Annotated in this window: 15 protein-coding genes and 1 pseudogene; all 16 read left to right on the forward strand. The window is 42.1% G+C overall.

The window, feature by feature from the left end; genetic code table 11:
* Nucleotides 1-14: 14 nt before the first annotated feature.
* The 16 genes and pseudogenes from tilS (at nucleotide 15) to lysS (ending at nucleotide 15,240) form a co-directional block, all read left to right on the forward strand.
* Nucleotides 15-1,437 (forward strand): annotated as a pseudogene (tilS, locus tag AMR95_RS10025) (tRNA lysidine(34) synthetase TilS).
* Nucleotides 1,434-1,973, forward strand: coding sequence for a hypoxanthine phosphoribosyltransferase (hpt, locus tag AMR95_RS10030; protein WP_008357399.1), 540 nt, complete (start codon nucleotides 1,434-1,436; stop codon nucleotides 1,971-1,973). Before tilS ends, hpt begins: the two are co-directional and overlap by 4 nt.
* Before the next feature lie 95 nt (nucleotides 1,974-2,068).
* Nucleotides 2,069-3,970, forward strand: coding sequence for an ATP-dependent zinc metalloprotease FtsH (gene ftsH, locus AMR95_RS10035; protein ID WP_034284252.1), 1,902 nt, complete (start codon nucleotides 2,069-2,071; stop codon nucleotides 3,968-3,970).
* A 161-nt stretch (nucleotides 3,971-4,131) separates the two neighbouring features.
* Nucleotides 4,132-4,908: a type III pantothenate kinase gene (locus AMR95_RS10040; RefSeq protein WP_039175940.1), complete on the forward strand. Its 777-nt coding sequence runs from the start codon at nucleotides 4,132-4,134 to the stop codon at nucleotides 4,906-4,908.
* 14 nt (nucleotides 4,909-4,922) lie between these two features.
* Entirely contained in the window at nucleotides 4,923-5,798 is an 876-nt protein-coding gene (hslO, locus tag AMR95_RS10045; protein ID WP_058838228.1) for an Hsp33 family molecular chaperone HslO, read from the forward strand.
* 46 nt (nucleotides 5,799-5,844) lie between these two features.
* Nucleotides 5,845-6,753, forward strand: coding sequence for a peptidyl-prolyl cis-trans isomerase (locus AMR95_RS10050; RefSeq protein WP_039175942.1), 909 nt, complete (start codon nucleotides 5,845-5,847; stop codon nucleotides 6,751-6,753).
* Nucleotides 6,754-6,830: 77 nt separating this feature from the next.
* Nucleotides 6,831-7,754, forward strand: a complete 924-nt coding sequence (gene cysK, locus AMR95_RS10055; protein ID WP_024425655.1) for a cysteine synthase A — start codon at nucleotides 6,831-6,833, stop codon at nucleotides 7,752-7,754.
* Nucleotides 7,755-7,878: 124 nt separating this feature from the next.
* Nucleotides 7,879-9,297 carry an anthranilate synthase component I family protein gene (locus AMR95_RS10060; RefSeq protein WP_047202026.1) on the forward strand — a complete coding sequence of 473 codons (1,419 nt, stop codon included), beginning with the start codon at nucleotides 7,879-7,881 and terminating at the stop codon, nucleotides 9,295-9,297.
* A gap of 13 nt (nucleotides 9,298-9,310) precedes the next feature.
* Nucleotides 9,311-9,904: an aminodeoxychorismate/anthranilate synthase component II gene (gene pabA / locus AMR95_RS10065; protein ID WP_058838229.1), complete on the forward strand. Its 594-nt coding sequence runs from the start codon at nucleotides 9,311-9,313 to the stop codon at nucleotides 9,902-9,904.
* Nucleotides 9,901-10,749, forward strand: coding sequence for an aminodeoxychorismate lyase (gene pabC, locus AMR95_RS10070; RefSeq protein WP_058838230.1), 849 nt, complete (start codon nucleotides 9,901-9,903; stop codon nucleotides 10,747-10,749). Before pabA ends, pabC begins: the two co-directional genes overlap by 4 nt.
* 9 nt (nucleotides 10,750-10,758) lie before the next feature.
* Nucleotides 10,759-11,616 (forward strand): dihydropteroate synthase, encoded by an 858-nt coding sequence (gene folP / locus AMR95_RS10075; RefSeq protein ID WP_058838231.1) that lies wholly within the window; start codon nucleotides 10,759-10,761, stop codon nucleotides 11,614-11,616.
* Nucleotides 11,609-11,971: a dihydroneopterin aldolase gene (folB, locus tag AMR95_RS10080; protein WP_024425659.1), complete on the forward strand. Its 363-nt coding sequence runs from the start codon at nucleotides 11,609-11,611 to the stop codon at nucleotides 11,969-11,971. Before folP ends, folB begins: the two co-directional genes overlap by 8 nt.
* Complete coding sequence (gene folK, locus AMR95_RS10085) at nucleotides 11,968-12,471, forward strand: 2-amino-4-hydroxy-6-hydroxymethyldihydropteridine diphosphokinase (protein ID WP_039175953.1); 504 nt, start codon at nucleotides 11,968-11,970, stop codon at nucleotides 12,469-12,471. The genes folB and folK overlap by 4 nt, the downstream gene beginning before the upstream one ends.
* Complete coding sequence (locus AMR95_RS10090) at nucleotides 12,423-12,656, forward strand: helix-turn-helix domain-containing protein (RefSeq protein WP_024425661.1); 234 nt, start codon at nucleotides 12,423-12,425, stop codon at nucleotides 12,654-12,656. Before folK ends, AMR95_RS10090 begins: the two co-directional genes overlap by 49 nt.
* Nucleotides 12,649-13,650, forward strand: a complete 1,002-nt coding sequence (gene dusB / locus AMR95_RS10095; RefSeq protein ID WP_039175955.1) for a tRNA dihydrouridine synthase DusB — start codon at nucleotides 12,649-12,651, stop codon at nucleotides 13,648-13,650. The genes AMR95_RS10090 and dusB overlap by 8 nt, the downstream gene beginning before the upstream one ends.
* A gap of 90 nt (nucleotides 13,651-13,740) precedes the next feature.
* Complete coding sequence (lysS, locus tag AMR95_RS10100) at nucleotides 13,741-15,240, forward strand: lysine--tRNA ligase (protein WP_034284259.1); 1,500 nt, start codon at nucleotides 13,741-13,743, stop codon at nucleotides 15,238-15,240.
* The last annotated feature ends 239 nt before the right edge of the window (nucleotides 15,241-15,479 follow it).

The raw sequence follows: 15,479 nt of genomic DNA on the forward strand, positions 1-15,479 counted from the left end.
GTGAGGAGGAAGTTGTGAATAGAATTGAATCTTTTTTGAAAAAACATGATGTTTACCTTGAAAATACGACAGTCATTGTCGGGGTTTCCGGCGGACCGGATTCCATGCTCTTACTGCATGAACTTAACAAGCGTCGCAAAGGTTCCTATCAGCTGATTGCAGCCCATGTAGATCACATGTTCAGAGGAGAAGAGTCCTTTGCTGATTTGGCATTTGTTGAGGCTTACTGTAAGGAGCACGAAATCCCTTTTGAATCGTCCCGCATACAGGTCACCCAATATGCAAAAGAAAACCGCTTAAACAAACAGGCAGCTGCAAGGGAGTGCAGATATGCTTTCTTTCGTCAATTGATGGAGCAATACAAGGCTCAATTTATAGCGCTTGCACATCATGGAGACGACCAAGTAGAAACAATGTTGATGAGACTTGCGAGAGGAACTGTTGGTATAGGACTCGCGGGTATCCAAGCAAAACGTCCTTTTCAAAATGGATGGCTGATTCGTCCGCTCATTGGATACTCTAAGGACGACGTGCTAAAAGCTTGTGAAAAAGAACATGTTCCCTATGTCATTGATCAAAGCAATCATACAGATGACTACTTGAGAAACCGGGTAAGAAGACACATTCTTCCCGTGTTAAAAGAAGAAGCACCTCATGTACATGAAAGCTTTCAGTTTGTAAGTGACATGCTGACTGAGGATGAGCAATACTTGCAGGCTTTAACAAAGGTACAAATGAACCAAGTGATAACGAGTCAATCGCCTAAGCAAATTGAGATCAAAATGAAGCCTTTGCTTGACCTGCCTTTGCCTTTACAAAGAAGAGGCATTCAACTAATATTAAACTATCTTTATGAAAACACTCAATCAGCGTTTTCAAACCAGCATATTCTAGGGACTTTAGACTGGTTATCTCATACTGATCAACCGTCTGGATCATTAGATTTGCCAAAAGGTTTACAAGCTGTCAAGTCTTATGATCACTGTATGTTTACCTTTGAACGATCGCATGTAGTAGACCAGTCTTATGCTCTTCACTTAAAGGTTGAGCTTGGAGAAGAGCTTTTTCTCCCAAATGGACAGTCTATCGTCGTATCAAATCATGTTCCGAAGGATGCACGGAACGGAAACCATTTTTTCTTGCTTCAAAAAGATCATGTTCGTCTCCCTTTGATCATTCGCTCACGAAAAAATGGTGATCGAATCAAACTTAAAGGGATGAATGGATCAAAAAAGGTGAAGGATATATTTATTGATAAAAAAGTGCCTCTTGCAGAAAGAGACAGCTGGCCGATCGTCACTGACTCGGATCATCAAATCATCTGGATCCCAGGTCTGAAAAAATCTGTTTTTGAAGAAATTGATATGACAAACAGCGATCTCATTGTATTACAATATAGACAGCACGAAAATTTGTAGGGGGCAAGCAAAAGCATGAAACAAGATATTGAAAAGATTTTGATCTCAGAAGAAGAGATCCAGCAAAAAGTGAAGGAACTGGGTGCAACATTAACCAGTGATTATGATGGTAAATTTCCCCTGGCTATTGGTGTTTTGAAAGGGGCTCTTCCATTCATGGCAGACCTAATCAAACACATTGATACATATTTAGAACTTGATTTTATGGATGTATCTAGCTACGGAAAGTCTACCGTATCTTCTGGAGAAGTAAAGATCATTAAGGATCTAGATACTTCTGTTGAAGGAAGAGATATTTTGATTATGGAAGATATCATCGACAGTGGGTTAACTTTGAGCTATCTGGTAGAGCTTTTCCGATACCGTAAAGCAAATTCCATTAAAATTGTGACATTGCTTGATAAACCAAGCGGCCGCAAAGCAGACATCAAAGCAGATTATGTTGGATTTGAAGTACCAGATGCATTTGTTGTCGGCTATGGATTGGATTTCGCTGAACGTTACCGAAACCTCCCGTATATTGGAGTGTTAAAACCATCTGTTTACGAAGGCTGATCAGCATACGTATACATGAGGTTATTGGTTGTGTTGGAATGATTTTCTATGATACTATTGAACATAGTTGTGCTTACTGTGGGAGGAGGTAAGGAATGAATCGGGTTTTTCGTAATACGATTTTTTATATACTTATTTTATTACTTGTGATAGGGGTCGTTAGTTGGTTAGGATCCCCAAATCAAAAGCCTGAGAACATGTCTTACAGCAAATTTTCGCAAAATTTAAGTGCGGGAAAAGTGGAGAGTATCTCCATTCAGCCTGTAAGAGGGGTTTATGAAATTCGTGGTCAATTAGATGGCGCGAAGAAAGATCAATACTTCATTACCCATGTTCCAGATGGTCAAGGTGTTGACCAAATTTACAGTGCACTGAAGAATACAGATGTAAAAGTAGAACCAGCACCTGAAACGAATGGATGGCTGCAAGTTCTGACAACCATCATTCCGTTTATCATCATCTTTATCCTGTTCTTCTTCTTATTGAACCAAGCTCAGGGCGGCGGAAGCCGAGTCATGAACTTTGGTAAGAGTAAGGCGAAGCTTTACACAGAAGAGAAGAAACGTGTGAAATTTAAAGATGTTGCTGGTGCAGATGAAGAAAAGCAAGAGCTTGTAGAAGTGGTGGAATTCCTGAAGGATCCACGTAAATTTGCGGAGCTTGGCGCAAGAATCCCTAAAGGGGTTTTACTAGTAGGACCTCCAGGTACAGGTAAAACATTGCTTGCGAGAGCATCTGCAGGAGAAGCTGGCGTTCCTTTCTTCAGCATCAGTGGTTCTGACTTCGTCGAGATGTTCGTCGGTGTCGGTGCATCACGTGTACGTGATTTATTCGAAAATGCGAAAAAGAATGCACCTTGCTTAATCTTTATTGATGAGATTGATGCAGTGGGTCGTCAGCGTGGAGCCGGTCTTGGCGGTGGTCATGACGAGCGTGAACAAACGCTTAACCAGCTTCTTGTCGAAATGGATGGTTTTAGTGCCAACGAAGGTATTATTATCATTGCTGCGACGAACCGTGCAGATATTCTAGACCCTGCATTGCTGCGTCCGGGACGCTTTGACCGTCAAATTACGGTTGACCGCCCAGATGTTATTGGCCGTGAAGAAGTACTGAAAGTTCATGCGAAAAACAAACCGCTTGACGAGTCAGTCAACTTAAAAGCCATTGCAAGCAGAACACCAGGGTTCTCTGGGGCAGATCTTGAGAACTTACTAAACGAAGCAGCACTTGTTGCTGCCCGTCAAAACAAAAAGAAAATCGATATGCGTGATATCGACGAAGCGACTGACCGTGTCATCGCTGGGCCGGCGAAGAAAAGCCGCGTCATTTCGAAGAAAGAACGTAATATCGTGGCTTACCATGAAGCAGGTCATACCGTCATTGGTCTTATCTTAGACGAAGCGGACATGGTGCATAAAGTAACGATCGTTCCTCGTGGTCAGGCAGGCGGATATGCGGTCATGCTTCCAAGAGAAGACCGTTATTTCCAAACGAAGCCAGAGCTTCTTGATAAGATTGTCGGCTTGCTCGGCGGTCGTGTTGCAGAGGAAATTACGTTTGGTGAAGTAAGTACAGGCGCTCACAACGACTTCCAGCGTGCAACAGGCATTGCAAGAAGAATGGTCACAGAGTTCGGTATGTCTGATAAACTTGGTCCGCTTCAATTCGGTCAATCACAAGGAGGTCAAGTATTCCTTGGCCGTGATTTCAACAATGAGCCGAATTATAGTGAAGCGATCGCTTACGAAATTGACCAAGAAGTTCAGCGCTTCATTAAGGAGAGCTACGAACGTGCGAAACAAATTCTCACTGAGAATAAAGATAAGTTAGAAATCATCGCACAAGCCCTTCTAGAAGTTGAAACATTAGATGCTGAACAAATTAAATCTCTTTACGAAACTGGAAAGCTTCCAGAGCGTGTATACGCAGATGACGAAGAGAAAAACGATGATGTGAAAGTAAACATCAAGAAAAAAGAAGATGAGGAGATCTAGTCTCCTTCTGTGAAAGCTGCCGGGATCACCGGCAGCTTTTTTATTTCGATTCATGAATGGATCGGTTTCGAATTGTTTACAAATGGAACTCAATTCGTGTATGGTATGATAGAAAGTCGAAAAATGCTCTTTTTGAGAAACTATTCAAAGTGGTGATGAAGTTGTTACTCGTGATAGATGTAGGAAACACAAATACCGTTTTAGGTGTTTATCATAATGGCGATCTAAACTACCATTGGCGAATTGAAACAAGCCGTCATAAAACAGAAGACGAATTTGGTATGTCCATTAGGGCTTTATTCGATTATGTGGGGCTGATGTTTGATCAAATAGAAGGGATTATCATCTCGTCTGTGGTCCCGCCAATGATGTTTGCTCTTGAAAGAATGTGCGAAAAGTATTTTCACCTAACACCCCAAATTGTAGGGCCTGGAATGAAGACTGGATTAAACATTATGTGTGACAATCCAAAGGAAGTCGGGGCAGATCGAATTGTCAATGCAGTAGCAGCAATTCACCTATATGGGGCGCCTCTTATTGTGGTAGACTTTGGAACAGCAACAACCTACTGTTATATCAATGAACAAAAACAATACATGGGTGGAGCGATTGCACCTGGTATTACCATCTCAACTGAGGCTTTATATACAAGAGCGGCGAAGCTGCCGAGAATTGAAATTGTCCGTCCTGATCACATTGTTGGAAAAAACACCATCAGTGCGATGCAATCCGGCATCCTTTATGGATATGTTGGTCAAGTCGAGGGAATAGTGAAACGGATGAAGCAGCAAGCCAAACAAACACCGAAAGTCATTGCAACAGGCGGTTTGTCTACATTGATTGGAAATGAATCAGACTGCATTGATATTGTCGATCCGTTCCTCACATTAAAAGGACTGCAGCTCATTTATGAACGTAATCGTGTCGGTGTATTATAGGAGGTTTAAATCAAATGGATTACTTAGTTAAAGCATTAGCATATGACGGAAAAGTCCGCGCATATGCTGCAAACACAACAGATACAATCAACGAAGCACAAAGAAGACATCATACGTGGCCGACTGCATCAGCTGCCATCGGCAGAACGATGACAGCAACCGTCATGATGGGTGCTATGCTGAAAGGTGAGAATAAGCTAACTGTCAAAATAGAAGGCGGTGGACCAATCGGCGCCATTATTGCTGATGGAAATGCAAAAGGTCAGGTGCGAGGATATGTCTCAAACCCACAAGTTCACTTTGATTTAAATGAACATGGCAAGCTGGATGTTAGACGTGCAGTCGGAACATCTGGAACCTTAAGTGTTGTCAAAGATATCGGGCTGAAGGACCACTTTACAGGACAAACGGAAATTGTTTCAGGTGAAATTGGAGATGACTTCACATATTATCTTGTTTCTTCTGAGCAAGTGCCTTCCTCTGTAGGCGTAGGCGTCCTTGTCAATCCAGATAATTCGATCCTCGCAGCAGGCGGTTTCATCATTCAATTGCTGCCTGGTACAGAAGATGCTGTTATTGAAAGACTAGAACAGCGCCTGTCAACCATTGAACCAATCTCTAAACTCATTGAAAAAGGGATGACACCAGAAGAAATATTAGAAGAAGTACTCGGTGAAAAGCCTCAAATTTTAGAAACTGTACCTGTCGAATTTTCTTGTAACTGCTCAAAAGAACGGTTTGCAAATGGCATTATCAGCCTAGGGAAAGCCGAAATTGATGATATGATTGAACAAGACGGACAAGCAGAAGCTCAATGCCATTTTTGTAACGAAACGTATGTATTTACAAAAGAAGAGCTAGAAGAGCTACGTGAAGAATTAACCCGCTAAGCTCTAAGCAGCGGGTTTTCTTTTTAGAATGGAAAGGAGACGAAAGATGAGATTAAAAGCAAGAGTGGTATGGACATTTATCCTCGTGTTGCTCATGATTAATGCCGTTGTCATTGCATATGTATTAACAAAGTCACAAATGTCACAGGCTTCTTCTAACGGGAAGAGCGGTGAAGAAATTGCATCGATTGGAAAAGAGAAGGTAACGCGTCAAGAATGGTTAAAGAAGATGGAAGACCGCTACGGAAAGGCAACACTTGAACAAATGATCAATCTGAAGGTGGTCAATCAGCTTGCCAAGCAAAACAAGCTGGACGTGTCTTCGAAAGAGATCAATCGTGAATTGCTTATGCTCAAAGCAGTATCTAATAATTTCTACGAAGATGGACATACAAGTGAGAAGGAATGGAAAGAACAGATTCGTTATCAAATTTTATTAGAGCAGCTTTTAACAAGAGATGCCGTCGTTTCTGAAAAAGAAGCGAAATCGTTTTATGAAAAAAACAAGGACTTGTATCAATATGATGATTCATACCGCATTCGCCATATTGTCGTGAAGACAAAGGACGAGGCTGAAAATGTATTGAAAGATTTAAAAGGTGGATCCAGCTTTGAAGCCGTAGCAGCTGAACGTTCAATCGACCGTTACACCTCACCATACGGCGGAGATCTTGGATTTGTGACAGAAGAGCAGGAAAGCATCCCAGCCCTATACATACAAGAAGCTCAAAAGCTTCAGCCAGATGAATGGACGAAAGAGCCAATTCAGACCAAAAACGGGTATGCCATTATTCAGTTAAAAGAAAAATTAAATGGCCGCTCTTTCTCCTATGACGAAGTCAAAGATCAGATTAAAAGGCAGATCGCGATGGAAGATCTAGGTGAAAAGGCGAATGTCAAAACCCTGTGGAAGGAAGCAAAAGTCACATGGTTTTACGATGGCGAGCAGGACTAAAAGCATTGACAAAATTTTTTGAAATTGATAATTTAATATTAATACAATAAAATTACTCGGAGATAGAGGTGTTAGTGATGGCTCGTATTGCAAATTCAGTTTTTGAACTAATAGGAAATACACCAGTCGTTAAATTAAACCGTTTAGTAGATGAAGACAGTGCGGATGTCTACTTGAAACTTGAATATATGAACCCAGGCAGCAGTGTCAAAGATCGTATTGCTTTAGCGATGATCGAAGATGCTGAAGCGAAAGGTACACTAAAAGCCGGCGATACCCTTATTGAACCAACAAGTGGAAACACAGGAATCGGCCTTGCGATGGTAGCGGCTGCTAAAGGAATCAACGCGATTTTGGTTATGCCAGACACAATGAGTCAGGAGCGCCGCAACCTTTTACGCGCTTATGGTGCGGAGCTTGTCTTAACACCAGGTGCAGAAGGAATGAAAGGTGCCATCAAAAAAGCAGAAGAATTGGCAGAAGAGCATGGTTACTTCATGCCTCAGCAATTTAGCAACGAAGCCAATGCGGAGATTCACCGTCGTACAACTGGGAAAGAAATTCTTGAACAGTTTGACGGCGAGCTTGATGCATTTATTGCAGGTGTCGGTACGGGCGGTACGATCACAGGTGCTGGTGAAGTCCTAAAAGAAGCCATCCCATCCATCCAACTTTATGCAGTAGAGCCGACAGATTCCCCTGTATTGTCAGGCGGAAAGCCGGGTCCGCATAAAATTCAAGGAATTGGAGCAGGTTTTGTTCCTTCAATCCTGAACACAGAAATATATGACGGCATCATCCAAGTGAAAAACGAAGATGCATTTGAGCTTGCAAGAAAAGCAGCGAAAGAAGAAGGAATCCTTGGCGGTATTTCTTCCGGAGCAGCTATTTACGCAGCACTTCAAACAGCGAAGAAGCTTGGTAAAGGGAAAAAGGTTCTCGCAATCATCCCAAGTAACGGTGAGCGTTACCTCAGTACACCTCTTTATCAATTCGATTAAACCAATCACCCCAGCATTTGCTGGGGTTTTTTCATGAATTCTGAAGATGGAAAGCAAATACTATTTTCTAAATAAATTGGATTGCATTACAATAAGATTAATGAAAATAAAAAAGGATGATAACATGACACAACGCAGGCCGATGGGCATCAAAATTCCTTTTACGAAAGATGCATTCTTGAAAAGATACGAACAATTAACTGCTCGTGAAACACATCATGTGCTTCTAGAAAGTGCACGCGGCGGTTCATATAGCATTGCTGGTATTCACCCGATCGCTAAAGCGAAGGGGAAAGATGGGATGACGACCATCCATTATCAAGATGAGGTATTGTTCAAAGAAGGTGATCCATTCAGAGCGTTTACGGATTGGTTTCAATCCCTTCAAACCGAAACAAACGACGAATACCCCGACTTCCAAGGCGGAGCGATTGGGTTTTTAAGCTACGATTATGCTAGATACATCGAGCATTTTAAGATGCTGGCAATTGATGATCTTAAAACACCAGACCTTTATTTCCTCGTGTTTAACGATGTTGCAGTTTTTGATCATGAAGAGAACGCACTGTGGCTGATTACTCACACAGAGGAAGCAGAACCAATGAGTGAAGCGAATCAAAGGCTGGAAGAATGGGAGCGAAAGTGGACAAGCTCTTTTGAAGAATCAGCACAATCACCTGTCAATGAATCTTCTACAGAATTTGTACCAGCAGCACCTTTTACTGAAGAAACCTTTGGAGAAGCAGTAGAGAAAATTAAGCAATATATCGCAAACGGTGACGTGTTCCAAGTGAACTTATCTATCAGACAAGATGAACAGCTTCACACTCATCCGTATGATTTATACAAAACGTTACGTCAAGTGAATCCATCTCCTTATATGTCTTACCTGCATACGCCTGACTTCCAGATTGTTTGTGGTTCTCCAGAGCTGCTTATTAAGAAAAAAGGAACTCAGCTAGAAACAAGACCAATTGCCGGAACAAGATCACGAGGCAAAGACGACGCTGAGGATCAAGCGCTGGCAAAAGAACTGATTGAAAATGAAAAAGAACGCGCAGAGCATGTGATGCTCGTTGACCTTGAGCGGAATGACCTTGGACGAGTATCTACTTATGGATCCGTAAAAGTGAACGAATTTATGGCGATTGAGAAATATTCACACGTGATGCATATTGTATCCAATGTACAAGGAGAGCTGCGTGATGAATGTGACGCGGTAGATGTCATGAGAGCTGTATTCCCAGGTGGAACGATTACAGGTGCTCCAAAAGTGAGAACAATGGAAATCATAGAAGAACTTGAGCCAACAAGACGTGGGCTTTATACTGGATCTATAGGCTGGTTTGGATTCAATCAAGATATGCACTTTAATATCGTTATTCGGACTGCGTATTGTACAGAAGGAAAAGCCTTTATGCAGTCAGGTGCGGGGATCGTCATAGATTCTGTCCCAAAACACGAATACAAAGAATCCATTAAAAAAGCCTATGCAGTGAAAAAAGCAATACAGTTGAGCAAAGAAGAGACTATTTTGAGTTAGAGGTGAGCAGAGTATGATTTTAATGATTGATAATTATGATTCATTTACGTACAACCTGGTCCAGTATTTAGGGGAGCTTGGAGAAGAATTGATCGTGAAACGGAATGATCAAGTGACCATTCAGGAAATTGAAGAGCTCAAGCCGGATTTTCTCATGATTTCTCCAGGGCCATGCAGTCCTGATGAAGCGGGAATTAGTATGGAGGCGATCAAGCACTTTGCAGGAAGTATTCCGATCTTCGGTGTGTGTTTAGGCCACCAATCCATCGCACAAGTCTTTGGCGGGGATGTTGTTCGAGCAGAGCGCTTAATGCACGGTAAAACGTCAGAGATTAAACATGACGGAAAAGGTGTCTTCACAGGACTTCAAAATCCGCTCGTTGCAACGAGATATCATTCATTAATTGTCAAAAACGAGACGCTGCCAGAGTGCTTTGACGCAACAGCCAGCACAAAGGAAGGCGAGCTCATGGCGATTCGCCATAAAGAATTGCCGATTGAAAGTGTGCAATTCCATCCTGAATCAATTATGACGTCCTTCGGAAAAGAAATGCTGAAAAATTTCATTGAAACCTATTGTAAAAAGGGGCATGAAGTAAACGCATGATCATTTATCTGAACGGTCAGTATATAGAGGAGAAAGACGCGACTCTTTCTCCTTTTGATCATGGTTTTCTATATGGCATCGGTGTATTCGAAACATTTACCAGCCTGGCAGGACAAGTCTTCCTGTTGGATTGGCATCTTGAAAGGCTCAATCAATCATTACGTGACCTTTGCATCGAATCCACAATAGAGAAACCATTTGTACTCGACATCATTCATACCTTACTGAATAAAAACCAAATAGCTGGCGGCCATGCGAGAATTCGCTTGAATGTTTCTGCGGGCAGAGGAAACGGATTTTCTGCAGATCCTTATGAAGAGCCTGTCGTTTTTGTCATGATCTCTCCTTTCCGTCCAGAATCTATTTTGGATGAGAAAAAGGGAGTCATTCTTCAAACGAGAAGAAATACACCGGAAGGGCCAAGGCGCCTCAAGTCTCATCATTATATGAACAACCTGCTTGCTAAAAGAGAAGTGGGAAATGACCCGTCGTTAGAAGGCATCTTTTTAACAAAAGAAGATGATGTGGCAGAAGGCATTACCTCGAATATATTTTGGCGAAAAGATGATGTGATCTATACACCGTCACTTGATACAGGCATTTTAAATGGGGTCACTCGTCGATACTGTATGGAAACGCTCCGCGCTATGGGGGCTTCGCTAAAGGAAGGGCGATACCCAGTCTCACATTTGCTCTCAGCTGATGAGGCATGGATGACCAATTCTGTTCAGGGAGTTGTACCGTTCAGAGGAATAGGAGAAATCCACTTTCCCAAAAACAGCCGGACAATTTCAACAAGGTTAAGAATGCAATACACTAAAGAACGTCAAGACCATAAAGAGTAGGTGGACACAATGACACAACAATTGATAAAACAGCCTAAAATCATACAGGCCAAGCACCATACCCTTAGTTATGAAGAAAAGACATTAGTCATGGGCATTTTAAATGTCACACCTGACTCTTTTTCAGATGGAGGAAAGTTTAATCAAGTAGATAAAGCGCTGGCTCATGCAGCGCAGCTGATAGAAGACGGGGCACATATTATTGATATTGGCGGAGAATCGACTCGCCCGGGAGCGGCACTTGTCTCGGAAGAAGAGGAGCTTTCAAGGGTCATTCCGGTCATTGAGAAGATCACAAAAGAATTAGATGTACCTATCTCTATTGATACGTATAAAGCCCGTGTTGCAGATGAAGCGGTGAAAGCTGGAGCCTCCATTATTAATGATGTATGGGGAGCAAAGGCAGATCCCCAAATGGCACATGTGGCAGCGAAGCACAATGTTCCAATCATTTTAATGCACAATCGGCCAGAACGAAACTACACACATCTGATTTCAGATATGATCGCCGATTTGAAAGAAAGTGTCCAAATTGCCCAGCAAGCGGGTGTCAGCGATGACATGATCATATTAGATCCTGGTGTAGGATTTGCGAAAAATAAAGAGGACAACCTGAAGGTCATGAATGAACTTGAACATTTTTGTCACCTTGGGTATCCACTGCTGCTGGCTACATCTCGAAAACGATTCATTGGTGCTGTCTTAGACCTGCCGCCTGAAGAACGTACTGAAGGAACAGGTGCGACGGTCTGTCTTGGGATTCAAAAGGGCAGTGCGATGGTCCGTGTACATGATGTAAAAGAAATTGCAAGAATGGCAAAAATGATGGATGCCATGCTGAATAAGGGAGGCGCTTATCATCGATAAAGTATATGTAAACGGAATGGAATTTTACGGGTACCACGGCGTATTTGCAGAAGAAAACAAACTAGGGCAGCGATTCCGCGTGGACTTAACAGCTTCACTTGATTTAAGTAAAGCCGGACAAACTGATGACCTCAATGAGACGATCAACTATGCAGAGCTCTACCAAATCTGCAAAAGCATCGTAGAAGGTGAGCCGGTCAATCTCGTTGAAACACTGACAGAAAGAATTGCAAACCAAGTGTTAAAGGACTTTCCGACAGTTCAGGAATGTACAGTGAAGGTGATCAAGCCAGATCCGCCAATTCCAGGTCACTATCAGTCCGTTGCAATTGAAATGACGAGATCACGCACATGAATAACACGGCATACATCGCATTAGGCTCAAACATAGGTAAAAAAGAAACCTATTTAAAAGAAGCCGTTAAAAAACTGCATGAACATCCAGAGGTACAAGTGGAATTAATCTCATCAATATATGAAACAACACCTGTAGGCTATGAAAACCAAGATGACTTTTTAAATATGGCCGTGAAAATTACCACTTCACTTCGTCCAGAGGAACTACTGTCTCTTACTCAGACAATCGAGCAAGAGTTAGGCAGAACAAGAGAAGTGAGGTGGGGGCCGCGAACGGCTGACCTTGACATTTTACTTTATAATCGTGAAAATATTGAAACAGAACAACTTGTAGTGCCGCATCCTAGAATGTACGAACGTTTATTCGTTCTTGTTCCGATGAGTGAGATTTGCCCAGAAATCGGCGAAGTACAAATAAATGCCGTAACAGACCAAGAAGGTGTAAGCATATGGAAAAAGACATGTGGGGTAGAAGAATTCGTGCATACCGAAAGCTAAAAGGGTATACTCAGGAAGGGTTCGCGAAAAGACTGGGCATCTCTGTCTCTGTCTTAGGAGAAATTGAGCGAGGCAATCGATTACCAACAAACCAATTGGTTGGTCAAATAGCAGATGCTTTAAATATAACGGTGGAAGAACTTTCGCCAATTCTTGAAGAAGAAAGGAGGGGGAAAAATGTTTAAAATCGGAGATATCGAGATTAAAAACAAAGTAGTGCTCGCGCCGATGGCTGGTGTGTGCAACTCTGCCTTCAGACTGACGGTGAAAGAGTTTGGAGCGGGCTTAGTCTGCGCTGAAATGGTCAGTGACAAAGCGATCCTGATCAACAATGCAAGAACAATGGGTATGCTATACATTGATGAACGGGAAAAGCCTTTGAGCCTTCAGATATTTGGAGGGGAAAAAGACACACTCGTCGAAGCGGCAAAGTTTGTAGACAAGAATACCACAGCGGATATTATTGATATCAACATGGGCTGTCCTGTGCCGAAGATTACGAAATGTGATGCAGGAGCGAAATGGCTGCTTGATCCAAACAAAATTTATGAAATGGTCTCTGCTGTTGTAGATGCTGTAGACAAACCTGTTACAGTGAAAATGAGAATGGGCTGGGACGAAGACCATATCTTTGCTATTGATAATGCCCGTGCTGTTGAACGAGCAGGTGGACAAGCGGTTGCGCTTCACGGACGGACACGCGTGCAAATGTACGAAGGAACAGCGAATTGGGATATCATGAAAGAGGTTAAACAATCTGTATCCATTCCTGTCATCGGCAATGGCGATGTCAAAACCCCTCAAGATGCAAAACGTATGCTTGATGAAACGGGTGTGGACGCTGTCATGATTGGAAGAGCCGCACTAGGAAACCCGTGGATGATCTATCGAACGGTTCATTATTTAGAAACGGGTGAACTGAAAGAAGAGCCAAACGTGCGTGAGAAAATGTCAGTGTGCAAACTTCACTTAGACAGACTCATTGACCTGAAAGGCGAGCATGTGGCTGTCAGAGAAATGAGAAAGCATGCAGCGTGGTACTTAAAAGGTGTGCGAGGCAATGCGGACGTGAGAAATCAAATCAATCAAAGTGAAACGAGAGCGGAGCTTGTACAAGTTCTTGATGACTTTACGATCGAAGCCGAGGCAAAAGAGCTTCAAAGTATAAAAGTAGGATAAGACTATCTTTCTTTTTGTAGCTCACTGCTAGTGCATGTACTGGCAGTTTTTCTGCTTTTCTCTGCAAAATACATTATTGGAGTGATATAAATGAGTAATGAAGGGCTTAATAACGAAGAATTAAATGACCAATTCCAGGTCAGACGTGACAAAATGAATAAAATGAGAGAAGAGGGTATCGATCCATTCGGTGAACGATATGACCGTTCTCATCAATCTGCGCAAATTATCGCTGAATATGACGAGTTTTCTAAAGAAGACTTAGAAGGAAAAGCGGCTCAAGTAACAATCGCTGGACGTATGATGACAAAGCGCGGAAAAGGAAAAGCTGGCTTTGCACATATTCAAGACCTAGAAGGACAAATTCAAATCTATGTTCGTAAAGATAGTGTAGGGGAAGAAGCTTACGAATTATTCAAAAGCTCAGACCTAGGCGATATCATCGGTGTAACAGGGACTGTTTTTAAAACAAACGTAGGAGAACTTTCTATTAAAGCGACCAGCTTTGAGGTTCTTACGAAAGCACTTCGCCCGCTTCCTGATAAGTATCATGGATTAAAAGATGTTGAACAACGCTATCGTCAGCGCTACCTTGACCTCATTGTAAATCCAGAAAGTAAGCAGACGTTCATCATGCGAAGCAAAATCATTCAATCCATGAGAAGATACTTAGATTCTAAAGGATACTTAGAAGTTGAAACACCAACAATGCACAGCATCCCTGGTGGTGCATCAGCGCGTCCTTTCATTACTCATCACAATGCACTTGATATGCCGCTTTATATGCGTATTGCGATCGAGCTGCACTTAAAACGCCTAATTGTCGGTGGTCTAGAGAAAGTATACGAGATTGGTCGCGTATTCCGTAATGAAGGTGTATCAACTCGTCACAACCCAGAATTCACTATGATCGAGCTGTATGAAGCATACGCAGACTACAAAGACATCATGAATCTGACTGAAAACCTGATTGCTCATATTGCCCAAGAGGTGTTAGGAACAACAACCATTCAATATGGAGAAGATGAAATTGATCTCAAACCTGAATGGAAGAGACTTCATATGGTTGAAGCGGTCAAAGAAGCAACAGGTGTAGACTTCTGGCAGGAGATGTCTGTAGAAGAAGCAAAACAGCATGCTGCTGATCATGGTGTTGAAATCACGAAAAATATGACAGTAGGTCATATTATCAATGAGTTCTTCGAGCAAAAAGTAGAAGAAACATTGGTTCAGCCTACATTCATTTACGGACATCCAGTGGAGATTTCTCCGTTAGCTAAGAAAAATCCTGAAGACCCTCGCTTTACTGATCGCTTTGAGCTGTTTATCGTACGCCGCGAGCATGCAAATGCATTCACAGAGCTAAACGATCCAATCGATCAAAGAGAACGCTTTGAAGCTCAATTAAAAGAACGTGAAGAAGGAAACGACGAAGCGCATCTAATGGATGACGATTTTGTTGAAGCATTAGAATACGGTATGCCTCCAACAGGTGGTCTAGGAATCGGAATCGACCGATTAATCATGCTTTTAACAAATTCTCCATCAATCAGAGATGTACTGCTTTTCCCACAAATGAGAAACCGCTAATACATCAACCAAAGCGCCATTTTATCTATGGCGCTTTTTATTTTTCATAAAATGAAACTTTTTTTAAAAAAACTATTGCAAGGAAAGAATCCAGATGGTATATTATTATTCGTTGCCGCAAAACAGCAACGAGGTTAAAAAAAGAAATTGAAAAAAGTTCTTGACTTTAACTGATGCAAAATGGTAAGATATTAAAGTCGCTTACGAGCGATAACGAAAATGATCTTTGAAAACTAAAC

The organism is Bacillus sp. G1(2015b), from assembly GCF_001482475.1.
Classification (GTDB): domain Bacteria; phylum Bacillota; class Bacilli; order Bacillales; family Bacillaceae; genus Bacillus; species Bacillus safensis.